Origin of the sequence: Cronobacter sp. HA18003 (assembly GCF_011605905.1) — a bacterium.
Taxonomy (GTDB): Bacteria; Pseudomonadota; Gammaproteobacteria; order Enterobacterales; family Enterobacteriaceae; genus Cronobacter; species Cronobacter sakazakii.
The window spans coordinates 630,477-654,078 of the sequence record NZ_JAANQO010000011.1 but is presented as its reverse complement, the minus strand read 5'-3'; the positions used below and the strand labels follow the sequence as shown (position 1 = coordinate 654,078).

General features: G+C 57.0%; 22 protein-coding genes, 1 pseudogene and 1 other annotated feature. Of the genes and pseudogenes, 15 read left to right on the top strand and 8 right to left on the bottom strand.

Annotated features, from left to right (window positions below):
- Window positions 1-83: 83 nt before the first annotated feature.
- The 3 genes from G6041_RS04110 to topA form a co-directional block, all read right to left on the bottom strand.
- Window positions 84-212, bottom strand: a complete 129-nt coding sequence (locus G6041_RS04110) for a YmiA family putative membrane protein (RefSeq protein ID WP_007775505.1) — start codon at window positions 210-212, stop codon at window positions 84-86.
- A 356-nt stretch (window positions 213-568) separates the two neighbouring features.
- Window positions 569-1,543 carry an HTH-type transcriptional regulator CysB gene (gene cysB, locus G6041_RS04105; RefSeq protein ID WP_004387670.1) on the bottom strand — a complete coding sequence of 325 codons (975 nt, stop codon included), beginning with the start codon at window positions 1,541-1,543 and terminating at the stop codon, window positions 569-571.
- A gap of 186 nt (window positions 1,544-1,729) precedes the next feature.
- Window positions 1,730-4,327, bottom strand: coding sequence for a type I DNA topoisomerase (gene topA, locus G6041_RS04100; RefSeq protein ID WP_004387669.1), 2,598 nt, complete (start codon window positions 4,325-4,327; stop codon window positions 1,730-1,732).
- 400 nt (window positions 4,328-4,727) lie between these two features.
- Here topA and G6041_RS04095 point away from each other — a divergent pair, with 400 nt between their 5' ends.
- Window positions 4,728-4,979: a YciN family protein gene (locus tag G6041_RS04095; protein WP_007868251.1), complete on the top strand. Its 252-nt coding sequence runs from the start codon at window positions 4,728-4,730 to the stop codon at window positions 4,977-4,979.
- A gap of 75 nt (window positions 4,980-5,054) precedes the next feature.
- Here the strand turns inward: G6041_RS04095 and sohB are convergent, their stop codons facing one another.
- Window positions 5,055-6,104 (bottom strand): protease SohB, encoded by a 1,050-nt coding sequence (gene sohB, locus G6041_RS04090; protein WP_007902650.1) that lies wholly within the window; start codon window positions 6,102-6,104, stop codon window positions 5,055-5,057.
- Window positions 6,105-6,362: 258 nt separating this feature from the next.
- Here sohB and G6041_RS04085 point away from each other — a divergent pair, with 258 nt between their 5' ends.
- The gene (locus tag G6041_RS04085; protein WP_012124572.1) at window positions 6,363-7,124 is read left to right on the top strand and encodes a YciK family oxidoreductase; all 762 of its coding nucleotides are present in this window, start codon (window positions 6,363-6,365) and stop codon (window positions 7,122-7,124) included.
- Window positions 7,121-7,711: a cob(I)yrinic acid a,c-diamide adenosyltransferase gene (gene cobO, locus G6041_RS04080; protein ID WP_012124571.1), complete on the top strand. Its 591-nt coding sequence runs from the start codon at window positions 7,121-7,123 to the stop codon at window positions 7,709-7,711. The genes G6041_RS04085 and cobO overlap by 4 nt, the downstream gene beginning before the upstream one ends.
- A 267-nt stretch (window positions 7,712-7,978) precedes the next feature.
- Here the strand turns inward: cobO and rluB are convergent.
- The 3 genes and pseudogenes from rluB to rnm all read right to left on the bottom strand — a co-directional run.
- Window positions 7,979-8,851, bottom strand: a pseudogene (rluB, locus tag G6041_RS04075) (23S rRNA pseudouridine(2605) synthase RluB); the annotation flags it as partial.
- 126 nt (window positions 8,852-8,977) lie between these two features.
- A complete protein-coding gene (locus tag G6041_RS04070; RefSeq protein WP_007775522.1) occupies window positions 8,978-9,598 on the bottom strand; it encodes an L-threonylcarbamoyladenylate synthase in 621 nt (206 codons plus the stop codon).
- On the bottom strand, window positions 9,595-10,473 hold the full coding sequence (rnm, locus tag G6041_RS04065; RefSeq protein ID WP_012124569.1) for an RNase RNM: 879 nt from the start codon (window positions 10,471-10,473) through the stop codon (window positions 9,595-9,597). The genes G6041_RS04070 and rnm overlap by 4 nt, the downstream gene beginning before the upstream one ends.
- 139 nt (window positions 10,474-10,612) lie before the next feature.
- Between rnm and trpL the strand changes: the two genes are divergently transcribed.
- The 7 genes from trpL to G6041_RS21540 all read left to right on the top strand — a co-directional run bounded on the left by trpL (window position 10,613) and on the right by G6041_RS21540 (window position 17,803).
- The gene (gene trpL / locus G6041_RS21640) at window positions 10,613-10,657 is read left to right on the top strand and encodes a trp operon leader peptide (RefSeq protein WP_108463469.1); all 45 of its coding nucleotides are present in this window, start codon (window positions 10,613-10,615) and stop codon (window positions 10,655-10,657) included.
- Window positions 10,634-10,726, top strand: a sequence feature (Trp leader region). It overlaps the preceding gene by 24 nt.
- Before the next feature lie 24 nt (window positions 10,727-10,750).
- Window positions 10,751-12,313, top strand: coding sequence for an anthranilate synthase component 1 (locus G6041_RS04055; protein WP_041460482.1), 1,563 nt, complete (start codon window positions 10,751-10,753; stop codon window positions 12,311-12,313).
- Window positions 12,313-13,908: a bifunctional anthranilate synthase glutamate amidotransferase component TrpG/anthranilate phosphoribosyltransferase TrpD gene (gene trpD / locus G6041_RS04050; RefSeq protein WP_012124567.1), complete on the top strand. Its 1,596-nt coding sequence runs from the start codon at window positions 12,313-12,315 to the stop codon at window positions 13,906-13,908. Before G6041_RS04055 ends, trpD begins: the two co-directional genes overlap by 1 nt.
- A 3-nt stretch (window positions 13,909-13,911) precedes the next feature.
- Window positions 13,912-15,270, top strand: a complete 1,359-nt coding sequence (trpCF, locus tag G6041_RS04045; RefSeq protein WP_012124566.1) for a bifunctional indole-3-glycerol-phosphate synthase TrpC/phosphoribosylanthranilate isomerase TrpF — start codon at window positions 13,912-13,914, stop codon at window positions 15,268-15,270.
- Between the two features lie 12 nt (window positions 15,271-15,282).
- Window positions 15,283-16,476 carry a tryptophan synthase subunit beta gene (gene trpB, locus G6041_RS04040; RefSeq protein ID WP_012124565.1) on the top strand — a complete coding sequence of 398 codons (1,194 nt, stop codon included), beginning with the start codon at window positions 15,283-15,285 and terminating at the stop codon, window positions 16,474-16,476.
- Complete coding sequence (trpA, locus tag G6041_RS04035) at window positions 16,476-17,285, top strand: tryptophan synthase subunit alpha (protein WP_004385016.1); 810 nt, start codon at window positions 16,476-16,478, stop codon at window positions 17,283-17,285. The genes trpB and trpA overlap by 1 nt, the downstream gene beginning before the upstream one ends.
- Window positions 17,286-17,674: 389 nt before the next feature.
- A complete protein-coding gene (locus G6041_RS21540) occupies window positions 17,675-17,803 on the top strand; it encodes a hypothetical protein (RefSeq protein ID WP_007761961.1) in 129 nt (42 codons plus the stop codon).
- A gap of 130 nt (window positions 17,804-17,933) precedes the next feature.
- Here the strand turns inward: G6041_RS21540 and ompW are convergent, their stop codons facing one another.
- Window positions 17,934-18,566 carry an outer membrane protein OmpW gene (ompW, locus tag G6041_RS04025; RefSeq protein WP_004385014.1) on the bottom strand — a complete coding sequence of 211 codons (633 nt, stop codon included), beginning with the start codon at window positions 18,564-18,566 and terminating at the stop codon, window positions 17,934-17,936.
- A 282-nt stretch (window positions 18,567-18,848) separates the two neighbouring features.
- Here ompW and G6041_RS04020 point away from each other — a divergent pair, with 282 nt between their 5' ends.
- The 5 genes from G6041_RS04020 to yciA all read left to right on the top strand — a co-directional run bounded on the left by G6041_RS04020 (window position 18,849) and on the right by yciA (window position 23,596).
- Entirely contained in the window at window positions 18,849-19,256 is a 408-nt protein-coding gene (locus G6041_RS04020; protein ID WP_041460481.1) for a YkgJ family cysteine cluster protein, read from the top strand.
- A 24-nt stretch (window positions 19,257-19,280) separates the two neighbouring features.
- Window positions 19,281-20,024 (top strand): YciC family protein, encoded by a 744-nt coding sequence (locus G6041_RS04015; protein WP_012124562.1) that lies wholly within the window; start codon window positions 19,281-19,283, stop codon window positions 20,022-20,024.
- 51 nt (window positions 20,025-20,075) lie between these two features.
- On the top strand, window positions 20,076-20,612 hold the full coding sequence (locus tag G6041_RS04010; RefSeq protein ID WP_007775538.1) for a septation protein A: 537 nt from the start codon (window positions 20,076-20,078) through the stop codon (window positions 20,610-20,612).
- A gap of 231 nt (window positions 20,613-20,843) precedes the next feature.
- Window positions 20,844-23,033 carry a TonB-dependent siderophore receptor gene (locus tag G6041_RS04005; protein ID WP_012124561.1) on the top strand — a complete coding sequence of 730 codons (2,190 nt, stop codon included), beginning with the start codon at window positions 20,844-20,846 and terminating at the stop codon, window positions 23,031-23,033.
- A gap of 161 nt (window positions 23,034-23,194) precedes the next feature.
- Entirely contained in the window at window positions 23,195-23,596 is a 402-nt protein-coding gene (yciA, locus tag G6041_RS04000) for an acyl-CoA thioester hydrolase YciA (RefSeq protein WP_007850564.1), read from the top strand.
- The last annotated feature ends 6 nt before the right edge of the window (window positions 23,597-23,602 follow it).

Here is a 23,602-nt window from a genome sequence, read left to right as displayed (position 1 = left end):
ACCCCCTTTTGGGCTGCTTTCGTGCCTGTCATCTGGTTGACATATTGGCGAACGAGTGAAAGCGTGCTGTTGTAAAGCCATGCTTAACCCCAAAATGTCCACACCAGAAGCGCAATCCCAATCCAGAACAGGGTTGAGATGCCGAACACCGCCAGCCACGCTTTACGCTTAAGATCAGGATCTCTTTGCGAATCGTCGCTTTCTGATGGCATTGCTAACCTCGTACAATCGACATTGCTTATCATATGGACACCAAACAATTGGCAGAAGTAATCATCAGTTGAGATAAATCCTAAATAAAAACCAGCCAAAAATCCAGCGTCTTTACGATCATTTTTAGAGAAAATATTCAATCTTTTGACGTGAAATAAATTATTGAAGTTGTGAATTTGCGTAGCTAAGAATTATTTCCTACTTTTGTCGTGACGCGGCGACACCTTACCCATACCTTTAATAAGGGAATGCGCGATAATAATTTCACTTAGTACGAATGATTATGTTTTTAATTTGAATAAAAGGCGGGAAAAACGTGCGTACCTTTGCACCAGTGAAAAGGTACGCGCTGGCATTATTTGGCAGGTAATTTGATATCTTTAAACATCGCTTCAATATCTTCATTTGAGCGCAACGCAACGGCGGCATCCACCACATCGCGGGTTAAATGCGGCGCAAAACGCTGAATAAAATCATACATGTAGCTACGCAGGAATGTGCTGCGGCGAAAACCGATTTTCGTTGTGCTGTGGCTAAAAATATCGTGCGCGTCAAGACGCACCAGATCCGGATCGGAGACCGGATCGACGGCCATGCTGGCAATCACCCCTACTCCTAACCCCAGCCTTACGTAGGTTTTAATCACATCGGCGTCAGTCGCGGTGAAAACAATTCGCGGCGTCAGTCCGGCGCGATTAAACGCGGTGTCGAGTTCTGAGCGTCCCGTAAAGCCGAAGGTGTAAGTGACCAGCGGATATTGCGCCAGCTCCTCAATATTCACGCTCTCTTTCGACGCCAGCGGGTGATCCGGCGTGACGACTATCGACCGGTTCCAGTGGTAGCACGGCAGCATCACCAGATCGTCATAGAGATGCAGCGCTTCGGTCGCAATCGCAAAATCGGCATTACCTTTAGAGACCGCTTCAGCAATTTGTGTGGGCGAGCCCTGATGCATATGCAATGAGACGCGCGGGTAGCGCTCGATAAAGCCTTTAATCACGCCCGGCAGCGCGTAGCGCGCTTGTGTATGCGTAGTCGCGACATACAGCGAGCCTTTGTCCGGCCACGTATGTTCGCCCGCCACCGATTTGATGGCATCCACTTTGGAGAGCACTTCGCGTGCGATACGGATAATTTCCTGACCGGCGGGCGTCACCTGCGTCAGATGTTTGCCACTGCGGGCAAAAATCTGAATCCCGAGTTCATCTTCCAGCATACGCACCTGCTTACTGATGCCGGGCTGCGACGTATAAAGCCCTTCCGCTGTGGATGAGACATTCAGGTTATGGTTCACCACCTCAACGATATAGCGCAACTGCTGTAGTTTCATGACTGACCATCCAGAATCAGAGACGCCTGCAATCAGGCTTAAGACGATTTGATAATAAAAAAGGAAGATACTATAACCGCGCTGGCTTTTATAGCTTATGTGTATAGTCCAGTGAAAAAAATAATAAGGTCGTTATAAACGCAAAAAGGCCAGCTTGCGCTGGCCTTCGTTTTTGCCGCGGCAGGCTTACTTTTTGCCTTCCGCCCACTTACCGTCAACATAGAATGCAGACCAGCCGGTGGCCTTGCCGTCTTTTTCCGACGCCACATATTGCTGTTTGGTTTTACGGCTGAAGCGAACCACGGCCGGGTTGCCTTCCGGATCCTTTGCAGGCGCATCCGCCAGATAACGCAGTTTTTCCGGCAGGCGGTCACGGAAGCGTTGCAGCTCTTCCACCAGCGGCGCGCGGGTTTCGCGCGATTTCGGGAAGGTGTTCGCGGCAAGGAACACGCCAGCGGCACCGTCACGCAGGACGAAGTAAGCGTCTGACTTCTCGCACGGCAGTTCAGGCAGCGGCACCGGATCTTCCTTCGGCGGCGCGACTTCACCGTTACGCAGGATCTTACGGGTATTTTTACACTCGTCGTTGGTACACGCCATGTACTTGCCAAAACGCCCCATCTTCAGGTGCATTTCAGAACCGCATTTTTCGCACTCTACTACCGGACCGTCATAACCCTTAATGCGGAACTCGCCCTCTTCGACTTCATAGCCGTCACAGGACGGGTTATTGCCGCACACGTGCAGTTTGCGCTTCGGATCGATAAGGTAGCTGTCCATCGCCGTGCCGCACTTCTGGCAGCGACGTTTGGCGCGCAGCGCGTTAGTTTCCGCGTCATCGCCTTCCAGCACGTTCAGCACTTCGTTTTCCGGCACCAGGTTAATGGTGGTTTTGCAACGCTCTTTCGGCGACAGCGCGTAGCCGGAGCAGCCCAGGAATACGCCCGTGCTGGCAGTACGGATGCCCATCGGGCGGCCACAGGTCGGGCAGTCAATGCTGGTAAGCACCATCTGGTTCGGGCGCATACCGCCCTCTTCAGGATCTTTTTCCGCGGTGTCCAGTTGCCTTGAGAAGTCGTCGAAGAAAGTGTCCAGCACCGCGCGCCATTCGGCTTCATGGTTGGCCACCTGATCAAGAGAGTCTTCCATCTGCGCGGTGAAATCGAAGTTCATCAGCTCAGGGAAGTTCTCTTCCAGGCGATCGGTGACGATTTCACCCATTTTTTCGGCATAGAAGCGACGGTTTTCAACGCGCACATAGCCGCGATCCTGAATGGTCGAGATGATAGACGCGTAGGTCGACGGGCGGCCGATACCGCGTTTTTCCAGCTCTTTCACCAGTGACGCCTCGCTAAAGCGCGCAGGCGGCTTGGTGAAGTGCTGTGCAGGGGTCAGCTCAACCAGAGAAAGCTTATCGCCCTGGTTAACCGCAGGCAGCGTGCGGTCTTCGTCGCCTTTGCGCAGCGCAGGCATCACTTTGGTCCAGCCGTCAAAGCGCAGAATGCGACCGCGCGCTTTCAGGCGGAAATCACCCGCGGCGACGGTAAGCGTCGTGGAGTCGTACTGCGCCGGCGTCATCTGACAGGCAACGAACTGACGCCAGATCAACTGATACAGTTTCTGCGCGTCGTTTTCCATGTCCTTCAGTGATTCCGCCAGCACGCTGACATCTGAAGGACGAATTGCCTCATGCGCTTCCTGAGAGTTCTCTTTGCTGGCGTACTGGTTCGGGTTCTCCGGCAGATATTTCTTGCCGAACTCCTCGCCGATATAGTTACGCACCATGCTGACCGCGTCCTGACTCAGGTTGGTGGAGTCAGTACGCATATAAGTGATGTAACCCGCTTCGTAGAGACGCTGGGCCATCATCATGGTTTTCTTCACGCCAAAGCCCAGGCGCGTACTCGCCGCCTGTTGGAGCGTGGAGGTAATAAAAGGCGCGCCCGGTTTGCTGCTGGTCGGTTTATCTTCACGCTCGATAACCTGATAGCTTGCCGCTTTCAGCAGCGCGACCGCTGCTTCGGTATCCTGACGGTTTACCGGACGGAACGGTTTATCTTTATGATGCGTGACCTGAACGCTGAGCTGGTCGCTCTTCGGCGTTGAGAGCAGCGCGTCCACTTCCCAGAACTCTTCCGGCACAAACGCTTTAATTTCACGCTCGCGCTCGACCACCAGACGTACTGCGACGGACTGCACGCGACCGGCGGACAGCCCGCGGGCGATTTTCTTCCACAGCAGCGGGGAGACCATATAACCCACCACGCGGTCCATGAAACGGCGCGCCTGCTGGGCGTTAACGCGATCGATATTCAGCTCGCCCGGCTTTTCAAACGCCTGACGGATCGCGTTTTTCGTAATTTCGTTAAACACCACGCGGCTATAGCGCGTGTCGTCACCACCGATCACTTCCCGCAGGTGCCAGGCAATGGCTTCCCCTTCGCGGTCAAGGTCGGTTGCGAGATAGATGTGGTCAGCTTTTTCAGCCAGCGATTTCAGTTCAGAAACCACTTTTTCTTTACCGGGCAGCACTTCATAGTGTGCTTCCCAGTTATGCCAGGGATCGACGCCCATGCGGTTGACTAACGCGCCGCGTTCATCTTTTTTGACTTTTTTAGCCGGTTTCGTCGGGGCGGATTCAGCGCTTTTTTTAGGGGCGGAGCCACTGGTCGGCAAATCCCGGATATGACCGACGCTGGATTTTACCACGTAGTCTTTACCGAGATATTTGTTGATCGTTTTGGCTTTTGCCGGGGACTCAACGATGACGAGAGCTTTACCCATATTCACCTTTACCTGATTTGATTCTTCCAGAATACGTCGCACGTTGATTCACCGTCACTGGCGACAAGCCTCGTATATTGTGGCCGCCCCAAAGGTTATCAACCCCTTAATCCATCACCAGGCGTGGTTCACGCTACTACGGTGGCTGAGTCGTCAGGTTTTATCGTGCAAATGCGCTACAGCACGACGGAAGTTCGGTCGAATGTCAAGCAATTCTGTTGCCAGATTTGCGAAAGCGTCACACTCTACCTGATAAAATTCGTTACGCAACTTTATTAGCATGCAAAAGTGATTAACGCCACCAGTGGGCCTTTTTGAAAAGCCCTGTAAATCGAAGGGAAAATTTGCCCATCGCACCCGGTGAGACGTACACTATCCCCCTGTTTGTAAGGAGATGATTATGCAAGAGTTAACTCAGCCTATCGATCGCGCTACGCTGCTGGCGCAGGCCAATAAAATGATCCGCGAGCATGAAGACTATATTGCCGGCATGGTGGCCACCGACGTTGAGCAAAAAAATGGCGTACTCGTCTTTCGCGGCGAATATTTTATGGACGAACAGGGGTTGCCGACGGCAAAAACCACGGCGGTATTTAATATGTTTAAATACCTGGCCCATCAGCTTTCCGAGAAATATCATCTGCTGCCCTGAGCACTCCCACAGCGTGAACACACATTACTGGCTACCAGAAAAAAGCGAGGCCTGACGCCTCGCTTTTTATTTACCTTACAACAGCGGTTTCTGCCCGCGCTGCCACCAGCGCAATAACAGGCGATCCAGGCTTTGCGCCGCGCTGCCGGTAAAGCGATCCATCAACCGTTTACGCTGCATATAGCGCAGACTGACGACCTCACGCTCTGCCATGCGGGCAATGATGAGATCGTCGCTGGTGCTGATTTCATCCACCAGACCTTTCTCTTTGGCCTGTACGCCGTACCAGTGCTCGCCGGTTGCGACCGCGTCGATATCCAGCGAAGGACGCATACTGTGTACAAATTCTTTGAAGAGATGATGCGTTTCGTTGAGATCTTCGCGGAATTTCTCGCGCCCTTCTTCGGTATTCTCACCAAGCAGCGTCAGCGTGCGCTTGTACTGCCCCGCCGTGTGCAGCTCAATATCGATATCGTTGCGCTTAAGCAGACGGTTGAAGTTCGGGATCTGCGCGACTACGCCGATAGAACCGATGATAGCGAACGGGGCGGCCACGATGTTATTCGCCACACAGGCCATCATATACCCGCCGCTGGCGGCGACTTTATCCACGGCAATGGTCAGCGGGATCTGGCGCTCGCGCAGACGTTGCAGTTGCGACGCGGCAAGCCCGTAACCGTGCACCACGCCGCCGGGGCTTTCCAGACGCACCAGGACTTCATCGGCGGGTTTTGCAACCGCCAGCACCGCCGTCACCTCTTCGCGTAGCGCGCTGACTTCATGGGCATCGATGCTGCCTTTGAAATCGAGCACGTAGAGGGTGGGCTTTCCGGCAGGTGCCGCGTCGCCACGTTTAGCGCGCGCTTTAGCGGCTTTCGCCTCCTGCTTGTTTTTCTTTTTCTGATTCTTATGCCACTGCTTGTGCTGATGAGGATCGAGCAGCGCGGCGGCCACCTCTTCCTTCATCTCTTTATACTCTTCCCCGAGACGCGTAACGCGCAGCTCACCGCGCTGGGCTTTCTTGCGCTGCGTCAGGTTGGCGATAAGTGCGATGACAATCGCGATCGCCACGACCACCGTGACGATTTTGGCTAAAAACAGTCCATACTCTGCAAGTAAATTCACTTCTCCACCTTTTATTCAGGCATGACCCGGGCGTTAGTGTAACTGAGCCCCGGGCCCGCGTCTTGTAACAAAGCGAAACTGTGCGAGAACTCTCGCTGAAGTTTTCTTTACCGATGAAACAGTTGCAAATGACGTCGCAACGGCACAACCCTCCCGCCGCCCGATTGAAATACGTGAAGGATTAAGGCATAAAGCGTTTTTACCCGATGCGAAGCGCAGCCTGGCGGCACACCGTTTCGCCCCTGCAAGGAGTGACCCGTGCACTATCAACCCCAACGCGATTTGCTGCAAAACCGAATTATTCTTGTCACTGGCGCCAGCGACGGCATTGGCCGCGAAGCGGCGCTGACCTACGCCCGCTACGGGGCGCACGTTCTGCTGCTTGGCCGCAGCGACGAGAAACTGCGCGGTGTCGCACATGAAATCGAACAGGAAGGGCTGGCGCAGGCGCACTGGTTTACCCTGGATTACGCCACCGCAACGCCCGAAGCGTGTCAGCAGTTAGCCCAGGCTATTGCCCAGCGCGTCCCTCGCCTCGATGGCGTACTGCATAATGCGGGCGTACTCGGCGACATCGTTCCAATGGACCAGCAAAACCCGGCGGTCTGGAGCGAAGTGATGCAGGTGAATGTCAACGTCACCTTCTTTTTAACCCAGGCGCTATTGCCGTTGCTGCTGAAATCAGAGGCCGGATCGCTGGTGTTTACCACCTCAAGCGTCGGTCGTCAGGGACGCGCTAACTGGGGCGCTTACGCCGTCTCGAAATTCGCGACCGAAGGCATGATGCAGGTGCTCGCCGAAGAGTATCAAAGCCGCCACCTGCGCGTGAATTGCATCAATCCTGGCGGCACCCGCACCAAAATGCGCGCCAGCGCGTTCCCGACCGAAGATCCCGATAAGCTGAAAACGCCTGCGGATCTCATGCCGCTCTACCTGTGGCTGATGGGCGACGACAGCCGCCGTAAAACTGGTATTAGTTTTGACGCCCAGCCAGGCCGCAAACCAGGAATAGCCGAATGAGCGATGAACGTTATCAGCAGCGCCAGCAGCGTGTGAAAGAAAAAGTGGAGGCGCGCGTCGCGGCAGCACAGGACGAGCGCGGCATCGTGATCGTTTTTACCGGCAACGGTAAAGGCAAGACCACGGCCGCCTTCGGCACCGTCACGCGCGCAGTGGGCCACGGTAAAAAAGCGGCGGTGATACAGTTTATCAAGGGCGAATGGCCGAACGGCGAGCGCAACCTGCTGGAGCCGCATGGCGTTGAGTTTCAGGTAATGGCGACAGGTTTTACCTGGGATACGCAGAACCGTGAAAGCGATACCGCGGCCTGCCAGACCGTGTGGCAGCATGGTAAACGCATGCTGGCGGACGCCTCGCTCGATCTGGTGGTGCTCGATGAGCTGACTTATATGCTGGCTTACGATTATCTGGCGCTGGAGGAAGTACTGACGGCGCTGCGTGCGCGCCCGGCGCACCAGACGGTGATTATTACCGGTCGGGGCTGCCACCGCGATATTCTGGAGTATGCCGATACGGTGAGCGAACTGCGCCCGGTCAAGCATGCTTTCGACGCCGGGATCAAAGCGCAGATCGGTATCGATTATTAACGCGCGCGCTGATTCGCAGCCATAAAAAAACGCCCTCATCAGAGGGCGTTTTTCTTAGTTTCCGCGACCGCCGCCGGAGCGACGGTTACCGCCGTTGTTCGCACGACCACCGCTGCTGGCTGGACGGCCATTGCCGGTGGCGCGAGCGCCGCCTGAGCGTGCATTGCCGCCCGGACGCGCATTACCGCTGGCACGTGAGGTGCTGTTGCCCGAACGGGTGTTTTCCGCCGCACGCGCGCTGCCTGCAGGGCGCGCAGCACCCGCCTGGCCCTGACGCGCCGGCGCGCCCTGACGTGAAGCGCCCGCCGTCTGGCTATGGCGTTTTACCGCACGACGAATCTGATTCGCCTTCATGCGGCGACGATCTTTTTCCACCGCCACTTTGCTTGAGGTTTCAGGCTCAAGACCCACCAGCTCGCGCAGGTAGTTGGTCTGCGCCAGGTCAAGCTCGGTCCAGCCGCCGCGCGGCAGGCCTTTCGGCAGCGGAATATCGCCATAACGCACGCGAATGAGGCGGCTTACCTGAACGCCAACCGCTTCCCAGAGACGGCGAACTTCACGGTTGCGCCCTTCGGTCAGCGTCACGTTGTACCACTGGTTGATGCCTTCGCCGCCGCTAAAACGGATGGTTTTAAACGCCGCCGGGCCATCTTCAAGCTGAACGCCGCGCGCCAGCTCACGCACTTTCGCGTCATCCACCTGGCCGAAAACGCGCACAGCATATTCGCGCTCGACTTCCTGGCTCGGGTGCATCAGGCGGTTCGCCAGCTCACCGTCGGTGGTGAACAGCAGCAAGCCGCAGGTATTGACGTCAAGACGCCCTACCGCGATCCAGCGCGCACCGCGCAGTTTCGGCAGGCGGTCAAAGACGGTCGGGCGACCTTCCGGATCGCTGCGTGTACACAGCTCGCCTTCCGGTTTGTAATAGGCCAGTACGCGGCAAATCTGCTCTACGGACTCTTTTACCGAGATCAAATGGCCGTCGATACGGATTTTCAGCGCAGGCGTCACTTCAACGCGGTCGCCTAAGGTGGCGATTTTGCCATCGACACTGACGCGACCGGCTTCGATCATGGCTTCGATTTCACGGCGGGAGCCATGACCGGCTCGCGCCAGCACTTTTTGTAACTTTTCGCTCATGGAGCTTCCTTCAGGTGTCGCCTTCCCAGGCGTCGAACAGGATAACCGGGCTGGGGTGCCGCCTTCTGGCCACACCCCGGTTTCAGCCGCCCGATTTCAGGCCGCGTAGTATAGCGGTAAGCCCCCTTACAGGAAAGGCTTAACGTCGCCCACGCCCTCACGCAGCACGACCGGCGCATCGTCGGTTAAATCGATCACTGTTGTAGGCTGCTGGCCGAGATAACCGCCGTGAATAATCAAATCCACCTGCTTTTCCAGACGGTCTTTGATTTCATCCGGATCGGATTCGGTAAACTCGCTGCCCGGCAGCATCAGCGACGTCGAGAGCATTGGCTCATCAAGCGCCTCAAGGAGCGCCAGCGCAATCGGGTTAGACGGCACGCGCAGCCCGATGGTTTTACGCTTCTCCTGCAACAGACGGCGCGGCACCTCTTTCGTCCCTTTAAGAATAAAGGTGTAGTTGCCCGGCGTGTTGTTTTTGATAAGACGGAACGCGACGTTATCGACATAGGAATAGGTCGACAGCTCCGAGAGATCGCGGCACATCAGCGTAAAGTTATGGCCGTCCGGCAGGTCGCGGATGCGGCAGATGCGCTCCATCGCGCCTTTGTCTTCAAGCTTACAGCCGAGCGCGTAGCCGGAGTCGGTCGGATAAACGATAACGCCGCCTTTACGCACGATCTCTACCGCCTGTTTGATAAGACGCGGCTGCGGGTTGTCCGGATGGATATAGAAAAATTGACTCATACTGCCCTCTCTTTAATCAGTTCCGGCGGCCAGCGATGCCAGACGGGTGTCAGCCCATCAGGCAACCGCAGCCTGCGCCCCAGTTCAATCCACGGGCATGGCTGATGAAAATCGGAGCCCTGCGACGCCAGCAGACCAAACTGCCCGGCGTAGCTTGCCAACTGGTTGCGCTCATTGGGCGCCTGCTGGCACTGGGCCACTTCCATCGCGTCGCCGCCCGCCGCAGCGAACTGGTTTAACAGGCGCTTAAGCCATTTGGCGCTGAGCTGATAGCGCCCGGGATGGGCTATCACCGCCTGCCCGCCAGAATGATGAATCACATCAATGGCTTGTTCTATTGTACACCACTGAGGAGGAACATAGCCGGTTTTCCCGCGCGCCAGATAGTGTTTAAAGACGTTCGCCATATTGGTAGCGCGTCCGTCTTCGATAAGAAAACGCGCGAAGTGGCCGCGCGTGACGACGCCGCCGTCCGCGAGACGCTTCGCCGCTTCCAGCGCCCCCGGAATGCGCGCCTTCTCCAGACGCTCGGCGATCATTTCAGCGCGCCGCGTGCGGCGCTGCGCCTGTCCGTCAAGAAACGCGACCATTTCAGGGTGCGTGATATCAATCCCCAGTCCGACGATATGAATTTCGTGGTTTTCCCAGAGCGTGGAAATTTCGACGCCGTCAATCAGCCGCAGCGCAAGGCCTGCGCGGGCAATTTCTTCATGGGCGGCTGGCAGGCCTGCCGTGGTGTCGTGGTCGGTTATCGCGAGCGTATGAATACCCATCTCAACGGCGCGGTGTACCAGTTGCTCTGGCGTCAGCAGACCGTCGGAGGCCGTCGTATGGCTGTGTAGATCGTAAATAATGGCTAATTCAGGTTCGCTCAAAACGGCTCCCGTGGCTAAGGTCTTTTATATCGTCCTGCTCATCATAACGGTTTGTGGAAATTATCAGAAATCAGAGTTGACATTCTCGTCATGAACCAGTTTACTAGTACGCAAGTTCACACGAAGAAGGTATCTGAAAATGACTCACATTTTTTCTCTGCATGGCTGGTGGCGTACCTCCTGATCCCGGGCGGTGTCTTCACGTATGCGCAAGCATTCAGATACCAGGCCCGCTCACCGCGGGCTTTTTTTTGAACACAAAACAGAGATACAGACCATGCAAACAGACAAACCGGCACTCGAACTGCTTACCTGCGACGGCCTTTATCGCGAAAACCCGACTGCGGTATTTCACCAGCTCTGCGGTGACCGCCCGGCAACGCTACTGCTGGAATCCGCTGATATCGACAGTAAAGACGATCTGAAAAGCCTGCTTCTTGTCGACAGCGCGCTGCGCATAAACGCCAACGGTGACACTGTCACGATTGAAGCGCTGAGCGCTAACGGCGCGTCGCTGCTCTCTCTACTGGATAACGCCCTGCCGGAAACCGTCACCGTTGAAGCCCATCCGCAAGGGCGCACGCTGCGCTTCCCGCCGGTAAGTACGCTGCTGGATGAAGATGAGCGTCTGCGTTCGCTGTCGGTATTCGACGCTTTTCGTCTGTTGCAAGAGTCGGTGACGTTGCCTCAGGACGAGCGCGAAGCGATGTTCTTCGGCGGGCTGTTTGCCTACGATCTGGTCGCCGGGTTTGAAGAACTGCCGCCGCTTGCGCAGACCAACAGCTGCCCGGATTACTGCTTTTATCTCGCCGAAACGCTGCTGATTATCGATCACCAGACGCGTACCACCCGCATTCAGGCGAGCCTGTTTACGCCGGATGATGGTGAAAAAGCCCGCCTGAACCAGCGTCTCGCGCAGATCCAGCTGCAACTCCAGGAGCCGCCCGCGCCGCTGCCAGTTGAAACCGTGCCGCAGATGCAGTGCGAATGCAGCCAGAGCGATGAAGAGTACGGCGCGGTGGTGCGTGAAATGCAAAAAGCGATTCGCGCGGGCGAAATTTTCCAGGTGGTGCCGTCGCGCCGCTTCAGCCTGCCCTGCCCGTCGCCACTCGCGGCCTACGACACGCTGAAAAAGAGCAACCCCAGCCCGTATATGTTTTTCATGCAGGACAGCGATTTCGCGCTGTTCGGCGCGTCGCCGGAAAGTTCGCTGAAATATGACGCGCCGTCCCGCCAGATTGAAATCTACCCGATAGCCGGCACCCGCCCGCGCGGCCGCCGTGCTGACGGCTCGCTGGACCGCGATCTCGACAGCCGCATTGAGCTTGAAATGCGCACCGATCATAAAGAACTCTCCGAGCATCTGATGCTGGTGGACCTGGCGCGCAACGATCTGGCTCGCATCTGTACGCCGGGCAGTCGCTATGTGGCGGATTTAACCAAAGTGGACCGCTACTCGTTCGTTATGCACCTGGTCTCCCGCGTGGTCGGCGAACTGCGCCGCGATCTCGACGTGCTGCACGCCTATCGCGCATGCATGAACATGGGCACGCTGAGCGGCGCGCCGAAAGTGCGCGCGATGCAGCTTATCGCCGGGGCGGAAGGCGAGCGTCGCGGCAGCTACGGCGGCGCGGTCGGCTATTTCACCGGTCATGGCGATCTCGACACCTGCATTGTTATCCGCTCGGCCTGGGTGGAGAACGGCATCGCCACGGTACAGGCGGGCGCGGGCGTCGTGCTTGATTCCGTCCCGCAATCCGAAGCTGACGAAACCCGTAATAAAGCCCGCGCGGTACTGCGCGCCATCGCCGCTGCCCATCACGCACAGGAGACTTTCTGATGGCCGACATTCTGCTGCTCGATAATATCGATTCCTTTACTTACAACCTGGCGGATCAGCTGCGCGCGAACGGACATAACGTAGTTATCTACCGTAACCATATTCCGGCCCAGACGCTGATTGAGCGCCTCGCCACCATGAACAACCCGGTGCTGATGCTTTCGCCAGGCCCCGGCGCGCCGTCAGACGCGGGCTGTATGCCGGAGCTGTTAACCCGTCTGCGCGGCAAGCTGCCGATTATCGGCATCTGTCTTGGCCATCAGGCAATCGTTGAAGCCTACGGCGGCTATGTCGGCCAGGCGGGCGAAATTCTGCATGGCAAAGCGTCCAGCATTGAACATGACGGCCAGGCGATGTTCAGCGGCCTGATGAACCCGCTGCCGGTGGCGCGCTACCACTCGCTGGTGGGCAGCGACATCCCGGCCGGGCTGACGGTTAACGCGCACTTCAACGGTATGGTGATGGCCGTGCGTCACGACGCCGATCGCGTCTGCGGCTTCCAGTTTCACCCGGAGTCTATCCTGACGACGCAGGGTGCTCGCCTGCTGGAACAGACGCTCGCCTGGGCGCTGACCCGCGCCGAGCAGCAAAACAGCGTCCAGCCGATTCTGGAAAAACTCTATCAGGCCGAGGTGCTGAGCCGCGAAGAGAGCCACCAGCTTTTTAGCGCGGTGGTGCGCGGCGAACTGAAACCGGAGCAACTGGCCGCGGCGCTGGTGAGCATGAAAGTGCGCGGCGAACACCCGGTTGAGATTGCCGGGGCCGCCAGCGCCCTGCTGGAAAACGCCGCGCCGTTCCCGCGCCCGGATTACGCCTTTGCGGATATCGTCGGCACCGGCGGCGACGGCAGTAACAGCATTAATATCTCTACCGCCAGCGCCTTTGTGGCCGCCGCGGTGGGGCTGAAAGTCGCCAAACACGGCAACCGCAGCGTCTCCAGCCGATCGGGGTCGTCGGATCTGCTCGCCGCGTTCGGGATTAATCTTGAGATGAACGCCGAGGCATCGCGCAAGGCGCTGGATGAACTGGGCGTTTGCTTTCTGTTCGCGCCGAAATACCACACCGGGTTTCGTCACGCGATGCCGGTGCGCCAGCAGCTGAAAACCCGCACGCTGTTTAACGTGCTGGGGCCGCTGATTAATCCGGCGCATCCGCCGCTGGCGTTAATTGGCGTCTACAGCCCGGAACTGGTGCTGCCGATTGCCGAAACGCTGCGCGTGCTGGGCTATCAGCGTGCGGCCGTGGTGCACAGCGGCGGCATGGATGAGGTGTCGTTGCACGCGCCGACGCAGGTCGCCGAACTGCGCGACGGCGAGATTCACAGCTATCAGCTTACAGCTGCGGATTTCGGCCTAGAGCCTTATGAACAGTCGGATCTGGCGGGCGGCACGCCGGAAGAAAACCGTGACATTCTGAGCCGCCTGTTACAAGGTAAAGGTGAGCGTGCTCACGAGGCCGCCGTGGCCGCCAATGTCGCCATGCTGATGCGTCTGCACGGCGAAGAGGATTTACAGGCCAACGCACGTAAAGTGCTGGCGGTGTTGCGCAGCGGCGCCGCTTATGACCGTGTTACCGCACTGGCAGCAAGAGGATAAGAGATGGAAACCGTTTTAGCGAAAATCGTCGCGGATAAAGCGCTGTGGGTGGAAGCCCGCAAGGCACAGCAGCCGCTGGCGAGCTTTCAGAATGATGTCGTGCCGAGCACGCGCCGCTTTTATGACGCGCTGCAGGGCGCCCGCACCGTTTTTATCCTGGAGTGCAAAAAGGCGTCGCCGTCCAAAGGCGTGATCCGCAGCGATTTTGACCCGGCGCGTATCGCAGGCGTGTACAAACATCACGCCTCGGCAATCTCGGTGCTGACCGATGAGAAATATTTCCAGGGCAGCTTTGATTTCCTGCCCATCGTCAGCGCGGTTGCCCACCAGCCGGTGCTGTGCAAAGACTTTATTATCGACCCGTATCAGATTTACCTGGCGCGCTTTTATCAGGCCGATGCCTGCCTGTTAATGCTCTCGGTGCTGGACGATGAACAGTACCGCCAGCTCGCGGCAGTGGCGCACAGCCTCGGTATGGGCGTGCTGACCGAAGTCAGCAATGAAGAAGAGCTTGAGCGCGCGCTGCGCCTCGAAGCCAAAGTGGTCGGCATTAATAACCGCGACCTGCGCGATCTCTCTATCGATTTGAACCGCACCCGCGAACTGGCCCCGCGTTTAGGCCACGGCGTAACGGTGATTAGCGAATCCGGCATTCATACTTACGGTCAGGTGCGTGAACTGAGCCGTTTCGCGAACGGTTTCCTGATTGGCTCCGCGCTGATGGAACATGAGGATCTGGAATCGGCGGTGCGCCAGGTATTGCTTGGCGAAAACAAAGTCTGCGGCCTGACTCGCCCGCAAGACGCCCAAAGCGCCTGGCAGGCGGGCGCGCTCTTCGGCGGCCTGATTTTTGTCGGCTCATCGCCGCGTGCCGTCAGCGATGAACAGGCCCGTGCGGTGATCGACGCAGCGCCGCTGCGCTATGTCGGTGTTTTCCGTAACGCGCCGGTGGAGGATGTGGTTGCGAAAGCCAACGCGTTTTCGCTTGCCGCCGTACAGCTGCACGGCGACGAAGACCAGACTTACATCAGCGCCCTGCGCGCCAGCCTGCCGGAAACGACCGCTATCTGGAAAGTGCAGAGCGTCAGCCACGCCCTGCCGCCGCGTAACCTCCAGTATGTTGACCGTTACGTGCTGGATAATGGCCAGGGCGGTACCGGACAGCGTTTCGACTGGTCACTGCTTGAAGGGCAGACGCTGGATAACGTGATGCTGGCGGGCGGCCTCGGCGCGGATAACTGCGTGCAGGCCGCACAGCTCGGCTGCGCGGGACTCGATTTTAACTCCGGGGTGGAGAGCGCGCCGGGTATTAAAGACAGCGACAAGCTGGCAGCGGTATTCAGAACCCTGCGGGCTTACTAAAGGAAGGCAATAATGAGCACACTGTTAAACCCCTATTTTGGCGAATTTGGCGGCATGTACGTGCCGCAGATCCTGATGCCCGCCCTGCGTCAGCTGGAAGAGGCGTTCGTCAGCGCCCAGAGCGACGCCGAGTTTCAGGCGCAGTTTACCGACCTGTTGAAGAACTACGCCGGGCGCCCGACGGCCTTGACCAAATGTCAGAACCTCACCGAAGGCACCCGCACTACGCTCTATCTCAAGCGTGAAGATCTGCTGCACGGCGGCGCGCATAAAACTAACCAGGTGTTAGGACAGGCACTGCTCGCCAAACGCATGGGCAAAACGGAAATTATCGCCGAAACCGGCGCGGGGCAGCATGGCGTGGCTTCCGCGCTGGCGAGTGCCCTGCTCGGCCTCAAGTGTCGCATCTATATGGGTGCCAAAGATGTCGAGCGTCAGTCGCCAAACGTCTTTCGCATGAAGCTGATGGGCGCGGAAGTCATTCCGGTCTACAGCGGCTCCGCGACGCTGAAAGACGCCTGTAACGAGGCGCTGCGCGACTGGTCCGGCAGCTATGACCGCGCGCACTATATGCTCGGCACCGCCGCAGGCCCGCACCCGTTCCCGACTATCGTGCGCGAATTCCAGCGCATGATCGGTGAAGAGACCCGCGCGCAGATCATGGAAAAAGAAGGCCGTCTGCCGGATGCCGTGATCGCCTGTGTTGGCGGCGGCTCCAACGCCATCGGCATGTTTGCAGATTTCATTAACGAAACGAGTGTCGGCCTGATTGGCGTCGAGCCTGCCGGCCACGGTATCGAAACCGGCGAACACGGCGCACCGCTCAAGCACGGGCGCGTCGGCATCTATTTCGGCATGAAAGCGCCGATGATGCAGACCGACGACGGCCAGATTGAAGAGTCTTACTCGATCTCCGCCGGTCTCGATTTCCCGTCCGTTGGGCCGCAGCATGCGTACCTGAACAGCACCGGGCGCGCGGAGTATGTCTCAATTACCGATGACGAAGCGCTGGAAGCCTTTAAAACGCTCTGCCGTCAGGAAGGGATCATCCCGGCGCTGGAGTCGTCGCACGCCCTCGCCCATGCGCTGAAAATGATGCGCGCCGCCCCGGAGAAAGAGCAGTTACTGGTCGTTAACCTGTCCGGGCGCGGCGATAAAGATATCTTCACCGTTCACGATATTTTCAAAGCACGAGGGGAAATGTAATGGAGCGTTATCAGCAGCTGTTTGACCGCCTGGCAGCCCGTAAGGAAGGCGCGTTTGTTCCCTTTGTGACGCTCGGCGACCCGTCGCCCGAGCAGTCGTTACAGATTATCGACGCGCTGGTGGAAGGCGGCGCTGACGCGCTGGAGCTCGGCATTCCGTTCTCCGATCCGCTGGCGGATGGCCCGACGATCCAGAGTGCGACGCTGCGCGCGTTCGCTTCGGGCACCACGCCGGATCAGTGCTTTGAAATGCTGGCCGCGGTGCGTCAGAAATACCCGGACTTACCCATCGGGCTATTAATGTATGCCAACCTGGTGTTCAGCCGCGGCGTGGACGAATTCTACGCCCGCTGCGCCGCCGTCGGCGTCGATTCGGTCCTGGTGGCCGATGTGCCGGTGGAAGAATCCGCGCCTTTCCGCCAGGCGGCGATGCGCCACAATGTTGCGCCAATTTTCATCTGCCCGCCAAATGCCGATGACGATCTGCTGCGCCAGATTGCGTCTTATGGCCGCGGTTATACTTATTTACTGTCGCGTGCCGGGGTGACAGGCGCGGAAAACCGCGCCGCGCTGCCGCTGAATCACCTGATTAATAAACTCACCGAATACCACGCCGCGCCGCCGTTGCAAGGGTTCGGGATCTCAGAGCCTGCGCAGGTGAAAGCCGCTATTGAGGCCGGTGCCGCAGGCGCGATTTCTGGCTCGGCGATCGTCAAGATCATCGAGAACAACCTGAACGATCGCGCAGCGATGCTGGAGTCGCTGAAAACGTTTGTGCGCCAGTTAAAAGCGGCCAGTTTACCTGCCTGAGCATTTTCTTCTTAAAAAAGCGCGAGCCCTCGCGCTTTTATTTCCCCTGAATATCAGGGACATCCGGCTTTACATTCATAATTTCCCCTGCGAGTCCAGCGATACGATCGTGTTTTGAGCAAAATCTTAAGGCATACGTCGCATTTCTGACCAAAACTTATTCTCATGACAACGAAGCCCGGACGCACTTGCAGGCCCGCCACAAAGGATTCCGCAGGTTTCGATGACATCAAGCGTTGGAGCCACATCTCGCGGCAGTGATGCCGCCCCGGCAGGAGAACCGGTGAAAGGTGTGGCCACTGACTTCAGACCATAAACCGCGTGAAAACGTAACGCGCAATCGCAGCCAGAACGGTCTGGCTGGATTACGGGAAAGGGTGGAGGTGAAGATGATTAACCAGCATATGATGAATAAAGCTCGCCGTGCGGCACGTGAAGCACTGACCAAACGAAACGCCCGCAAATGGGATGAAGCCAACCGTATTATGCGCCAGGCGGCCGCCAGCGCATTTAACTGAGATGTGGAGTCTCAGGATGTACATTGCAGCACCTTACAGGACGCCGGCTTTACGCCTGACCCGGCGGCAATAAAAAAACCAACCCGTTGAGGTTGGTTTTTTTATTGCTGAGAAACGCGAGTGCGCAAACTCAGAAGCGGTAGCCCGCCGAGAACATAAAGACCCACGGATCGATGCGGGTATCGATGTTGTATTGTTTGCCACCGGTTTTAAATTTCACGGTGGTGTCGATATCCATGTACCAGACGGACATATTAATCAGCCAGTCTTTATTCACCATGTAATCCAGACCCACCTGACCCGCCGCGCCCCAGGAATCGTCAACGCTCAGATCGCTCAGGCCATTCTTTTTACCGGTATCGTTGAAGTCTTCGTCAAAGAAGGTGGTGTAGTTAATGCCCGCGCCGATATACGGGCGCAGTTTGCTTTGAGAATCGCCGAAATACCACTGGGCCATTAAGGTCGGTGGCAGTTGATGCACGGTTGCGAGATCGCCCGTCGGCCCAAGACCGACTTTATGGCGGAACGGCGTCGCGGCCAGCAGTTCAACGCCGATGTTGTCGGTTGCCATATAAGTAAAGGTCAGACCGAGCTGCGTGTTGTTGTTAACCTTAAAGCCGCCCATGTGCAGCACATCGTCTGAGCCTTCTGTCGGACGCACCGTCGCCGTACCGGCGCGCATAAAGAATTCGCCAGCTTCATGTGCAGAGGCCATACCCGAAAAACAACTCGCTAATGCCAGCGCCACGATAAGTTTTTTCATTCCCGTTTCCCTTTTGTGGTTTTATTTGCCGGGTGAATATACTCACTACGAGTTAATAAGTGATCCAACAGAGATCACATTCGGGCCGCTAATTTAACATTCATTGATCTGAGTTAATTTTTGCCACCCTTACGGCTTCGATGAATTTGATTTCAGGTCAATTTTTCCCTTTTCACAGGGCGAAAATATATCTCTCGTCCCCTCTTGAAAGTCGTCCCGGCCGGGAATAATTTAGCTTCTTCACAATTTTGAAACGATGCGTTGTTTAGTTGCAGGTGAATGATGAGCGATCTGAACCCGTGCATGACGTGCGGAGCCTGTTGTGCTTATTTTCGTGTCTCTTTCTACTGGGCAGAAGCGGATGACGCGGGTGGCCCTGTCCCGGCGGCGCTTACCGAGCCGCTCACCCCTTTTCTGCGCTGCATGAGCGGCACTAACCAGAAACAGAGCCGTTGCGTGGCGTTGCAGGGCACGCCTGGCGAGGCGGTGCGCTGTACTATCTATGAAAACCGACCGTCGCCGTGTCGCGAGTTTGCGATGTCCGGCGAAGGCGGCGTGGAGAACGAGGCGTGCAATCGCGCGCGCGCTCGTTACGGTCTGCCGCCGCTTCCTGACAATTCCTTACCTGCTGCCGCCCTTTACAGCCCTGCCACTGCGCCATCATCCAGGGTACAATCGTCGGCGGAATAATATCTGCCAACCCAAGGAGTGTGCATGTCAATCACGGCAAAATCCGTTTACCGTGACACGGGTAATTTTTTCCGCAATCAGCTCGTCACCATCCTGCTGATTGCGCTGCTTTGCGCCTTTATTTCTATGATGCTCGGTCACGCCTTTACGCCGAACGCGGATCAGCTGGCTATTCTGAGCGAGGGCGACGCCATGACCAACAGCGCCAGCCTGTTCGAACTGGTGCAAAATATGACGCCGGAGCAGCAGCAGGTTCTGCTGAAAGCCTCGGCGGCGTCGACATTTTCTGGCATGTTCGGCAATACGCTGCTGGTGGGCGGCGTGCTGGTGCTCATTCAGGCGGTTTCCGCCGGGCAAAACGTCAGCGCGCTGCGCGCCATCGGGGCCTCCGCGCCGCTGCTGCCACGCCTGTTTATCCTGATCTTCCTGACCACTTTTCTGGTGCAGATGGGGATCCTGCTGGTGGTCGTGCCGGGCGTGATCCTCGCGATTGTATTGTCGCTGGCACCGGTAATGATGGCGCAGGATAAAGCCGGGATTTTCAGGGCGATGCGAAACAGCATGCGTCTGGCGTGGCGCAATATGCGTCTCGTCGCGCCTGCGGTGCTGCTGTGGCTGCTGGCCCGCGCCGCCCTGCTGCTGTTCGCGCCCGCGTTTGCCGCGCTGACGCCGCAAATCGGCGCAGTGGTTGCCGGAACGCTGAGCAATCTGCTGACCGCGCTGCTCCTCATTTATCTTTTCCGGTTGTATATGCTTATCCGGGAATAACCCTTCTGCCCGCGGCGGTGGTCGCTCGCGGGCCTTTTACGGAACCGATGTATGAAGCAGTTACTCGATTTTTTGCCGCTGATCGTCTTTTTTGTCGTCTATAAATTGCATGACATATTCTGGGCGACGGCGGCGCTGATCGTCGCCACCGCGCTGGCAGTGATCTATAGCTGGTACAAATACCGCAAGGTCGAAAAAATGACCCTGGTGACGTTTGTGCTGGTCGCGGTGTTCGGTGGGCTGACTATCTATTTCCACAACGCGGAATTTATTAAGTGGAAAGTGACCATCATTTACGCCCTGTTCGCAGGCGCGCTGCTGATTGGCCAGTGGGTGATGAAAAAGCCGCTGATCCAGAGCATGCTCGGCAAAGAAATTACCCTGCCCGCGCATGCGTGGTCGCGTCTTAACATCGCCTGGGCGCTCTTTTTCATCTTCTGCGGTCTGCTGAATATTTACGTCGCGTTCTGGCTCCCGGAAGCGGTGTGGATGAACTTTAAAGTGTTTGGCATTCCTGGCCTGACACTGGTTTTCACTCTGCTGAGCGGTGTTTATATCTACCGTCATATGCCGCAGGAAGAGAAATAACGTCCCTTCCGCTCCACTGAAAAAACGCCCTGTGGCTTATGCCCGGGGCGTTTTTTTTACGCCAGCGTTCCTTAATTCCTCATATTTTTTAAGCCATTACTCTCATCTGCACAACGATAAACCAATTGTGGAGAAATCATGGAGAATCCCGATTTTATGTTGTAATGATAATTATTATCATTATCATGCGGGCGAATGATTACATTTCTACACATAATGGAATAATTGATAATGTTTGAAAAAAAGCGTGGCATTCGCACACCGCTGGCGCTGGCGGTAGCTTCACTGCTTGGTGGCGGCACAGGTTTTTCACAGGCGGCGGAGATGAACGACGGCGATGTAATGGTGGTTCAGGCAACCGCTGAGCAGGCGCTGAAACAGCAGCCCGGCGTCTCTATTATCACCGCAGAGGATATTGAGAAAGACCCGCCCGTGAACGACCTTTCAGACATTATTCGCAAAATGCCCGGCGTCAACCTGACCGGTAACAGCGCGAGCGGCAGCCGCGGCAATAACCGCCAGATTGATATTCGCGGCATGGGCCCGGAAAACACTTTAATTCTGGTTGATGGCGTCCCGGTCAGTTCGCGTAATGCCGTGCGCTATAGCTGGCGCGGCGAGCGCGACACGCGCGGCGATACCAACTGGGTGCCGGCGGAAATGGTCGAGCGCATTGAAGTGCTGCGCGGCCCGGCGGCGGCGCGTTACGGCAGCGGGGCTGCAGGCGGTGTGGTGAATATCATTACCAAACGCCCGACGAATGACTGGCACGGCTCGTTGTCGCTTTTCACTAACCAACCGGAAAACGATAAAGAAGGCGCGACGCGTCGCGCAAACGTTAGCCTCAGCGGCCCGCTTGCGGGCGATGCCCTGACGATGCGCCTCTACGGCAATATCAATAAAACAGACGCCGACGATTACGATATCAATACCGCGCAGAACGGCTCTTACGCCGCCGGGCGCGAAGGCGTGCGCAATAAAGACATCAACAGCGTTATCTCCTGGAAAATCACGCCGGAACAGATGCTGGATTTCGAATATAGCTACAGCCGCCAGGGCAATATCTACGCGGGCGATACGCAAAACAGCAACAGCAACGCCAGCCCGAACGGCCTTGTTCCGTCGCTTTATGGTCATGAGACTAACCGGATGTATCGCCAGAGCTACGGTATTACCCATAACGGCCTCTGGGACTGGGGCCAGTCGAAAACCGGTTTTTATTACGAAAAAACCAATAATACCCGCCTTCAGGAAGGCACCACGGGCCGCGTGGAAGGCATGATCACGGACGATAAATACACCACCAGCCGTCTCGAAAACTATCGCGCCAGCAGCGAAATCAACGTGCCCCTGGAATTAATGGTGGATCAGACCGTCACGCTCGGGGCCGAGTGGGATCGCGCTGAGCTTAACGATCCGGCCTCCATGCAGGCCACCAACGTCAGCGGTACAACCATCGGCGATATCTCCGGCGAAGCTGCCTCGCGCAGCAGTAAAAACAGCGCCACGACGGGCGCGGTCTGGTTCGAAGATAATATCGACGTGTTGTCCGGCACGGCGGTAATTCCGGGGCTGCGTTACGATCACCATAACCAGTTCGGTGGCAACTGGAGCCCGAGCCTGAACGTTTCTCAGGAACTTGGCGATAACGTAAAACTGAAAGCCGGTATCGCGCGCGCCTTTAAAGCGCCGAACCTGTATCAGTCCAGTAAAGGTTATCTGCTTTCCACGCGCGGCAACGGCTGCCCGATTGGCGTGAGCGGGAGTTGCTATCTGCTCGGCAATGAAAATCTGAAACCAGAAATCAGCATCAATAAAGAGATTGGGCTGGAATACACCAAAGAGGGTTTTGACGCGGGCCTGACCTGGTTTCGCAACGATTACCGCAACAAAATCGTCTCCGGCGATCGCGTGGTGGGCTTCGCCTCCAACGGCAACAATATTTTGCGCTGGGAGAACGGCGGCAAAGCCGTGGTCGAAGGGCTGGAAGGCAACCTGACGATCCCGGTCATGAAAGACGTGCTGAGCTGGCGCACCAATGCGACGTATATGATTAAGTCGGAAATGAAAAAGAACGGCAACCCGCTGTCGGTTATCCCGAAATATACCGTTAATACGATGCTCGACTGGCAGGTGAATGACAAACTTTCCACCAACCTGAACTGGACTTTCTATGGCCGGCAGAAACCGCGTCAGGCGGCGGAAATTCGTCTTGAAGACGGTGGGAACCTTTCCCGTAAAGAGGGCGGCGCGTATTCCATCGTTGGCGTGGGCGTAAACTATGCGCTGACCAAAGATTTGCGCCTGAACGGCGGCGTCAGCAATCTGTTCGACAAAACGCTGTATCGTGAAAACGAAGGCGCTTCCACGTATAACGAACCGGGCCGTGCGTACTACGCGGGTGTGACGATGTCGTTCTGATGCCTCATGGGGGAGGCGCGCCTCCCCTTTTACCACAGCAAGATAACCCCGCTTTTCCCGTTTTTTCCTGCCTTTAGCGCCCAGAACCGGTGTTATTATACGGTCGCGCCACGCCCTTCAGGCTGCGCACAATGAACGAATAACACTAGCTGAGAAGCCCCATGACGACAGAGCAAGCCACTCCACAAGGTGAACTGGTTTTACGTACCCTGGCGATGCCCGCCGATACCAACGCCAACGGCGATATTTTTGGCGGCTGGCTGATGTCCCAGATGGACATTGGCGGCGCGATCCTTGCCAAAGAAATTGCCCACGGGCGCGTGGTAACCGTGCGTGTCGACGGCATGACGTTTCTGCGCCCGGTCGCGGTAGGCGATGTGGTGTGCTGTTACGCCCGCTGCGTCAAGCGCGGCAACACGTCGGTGACGATCAATATCGAGGTATGGGTCAAAAAGGTCTCTTCCGAGCCGATTGGCCAGCGCTATCGCGCGACCGAAGCGCTGTTTATTTATGTCGCGGTCGATGACGACGGCAAACCACGTCCGTTGCCGCCCGTGGCGTAACGGCAA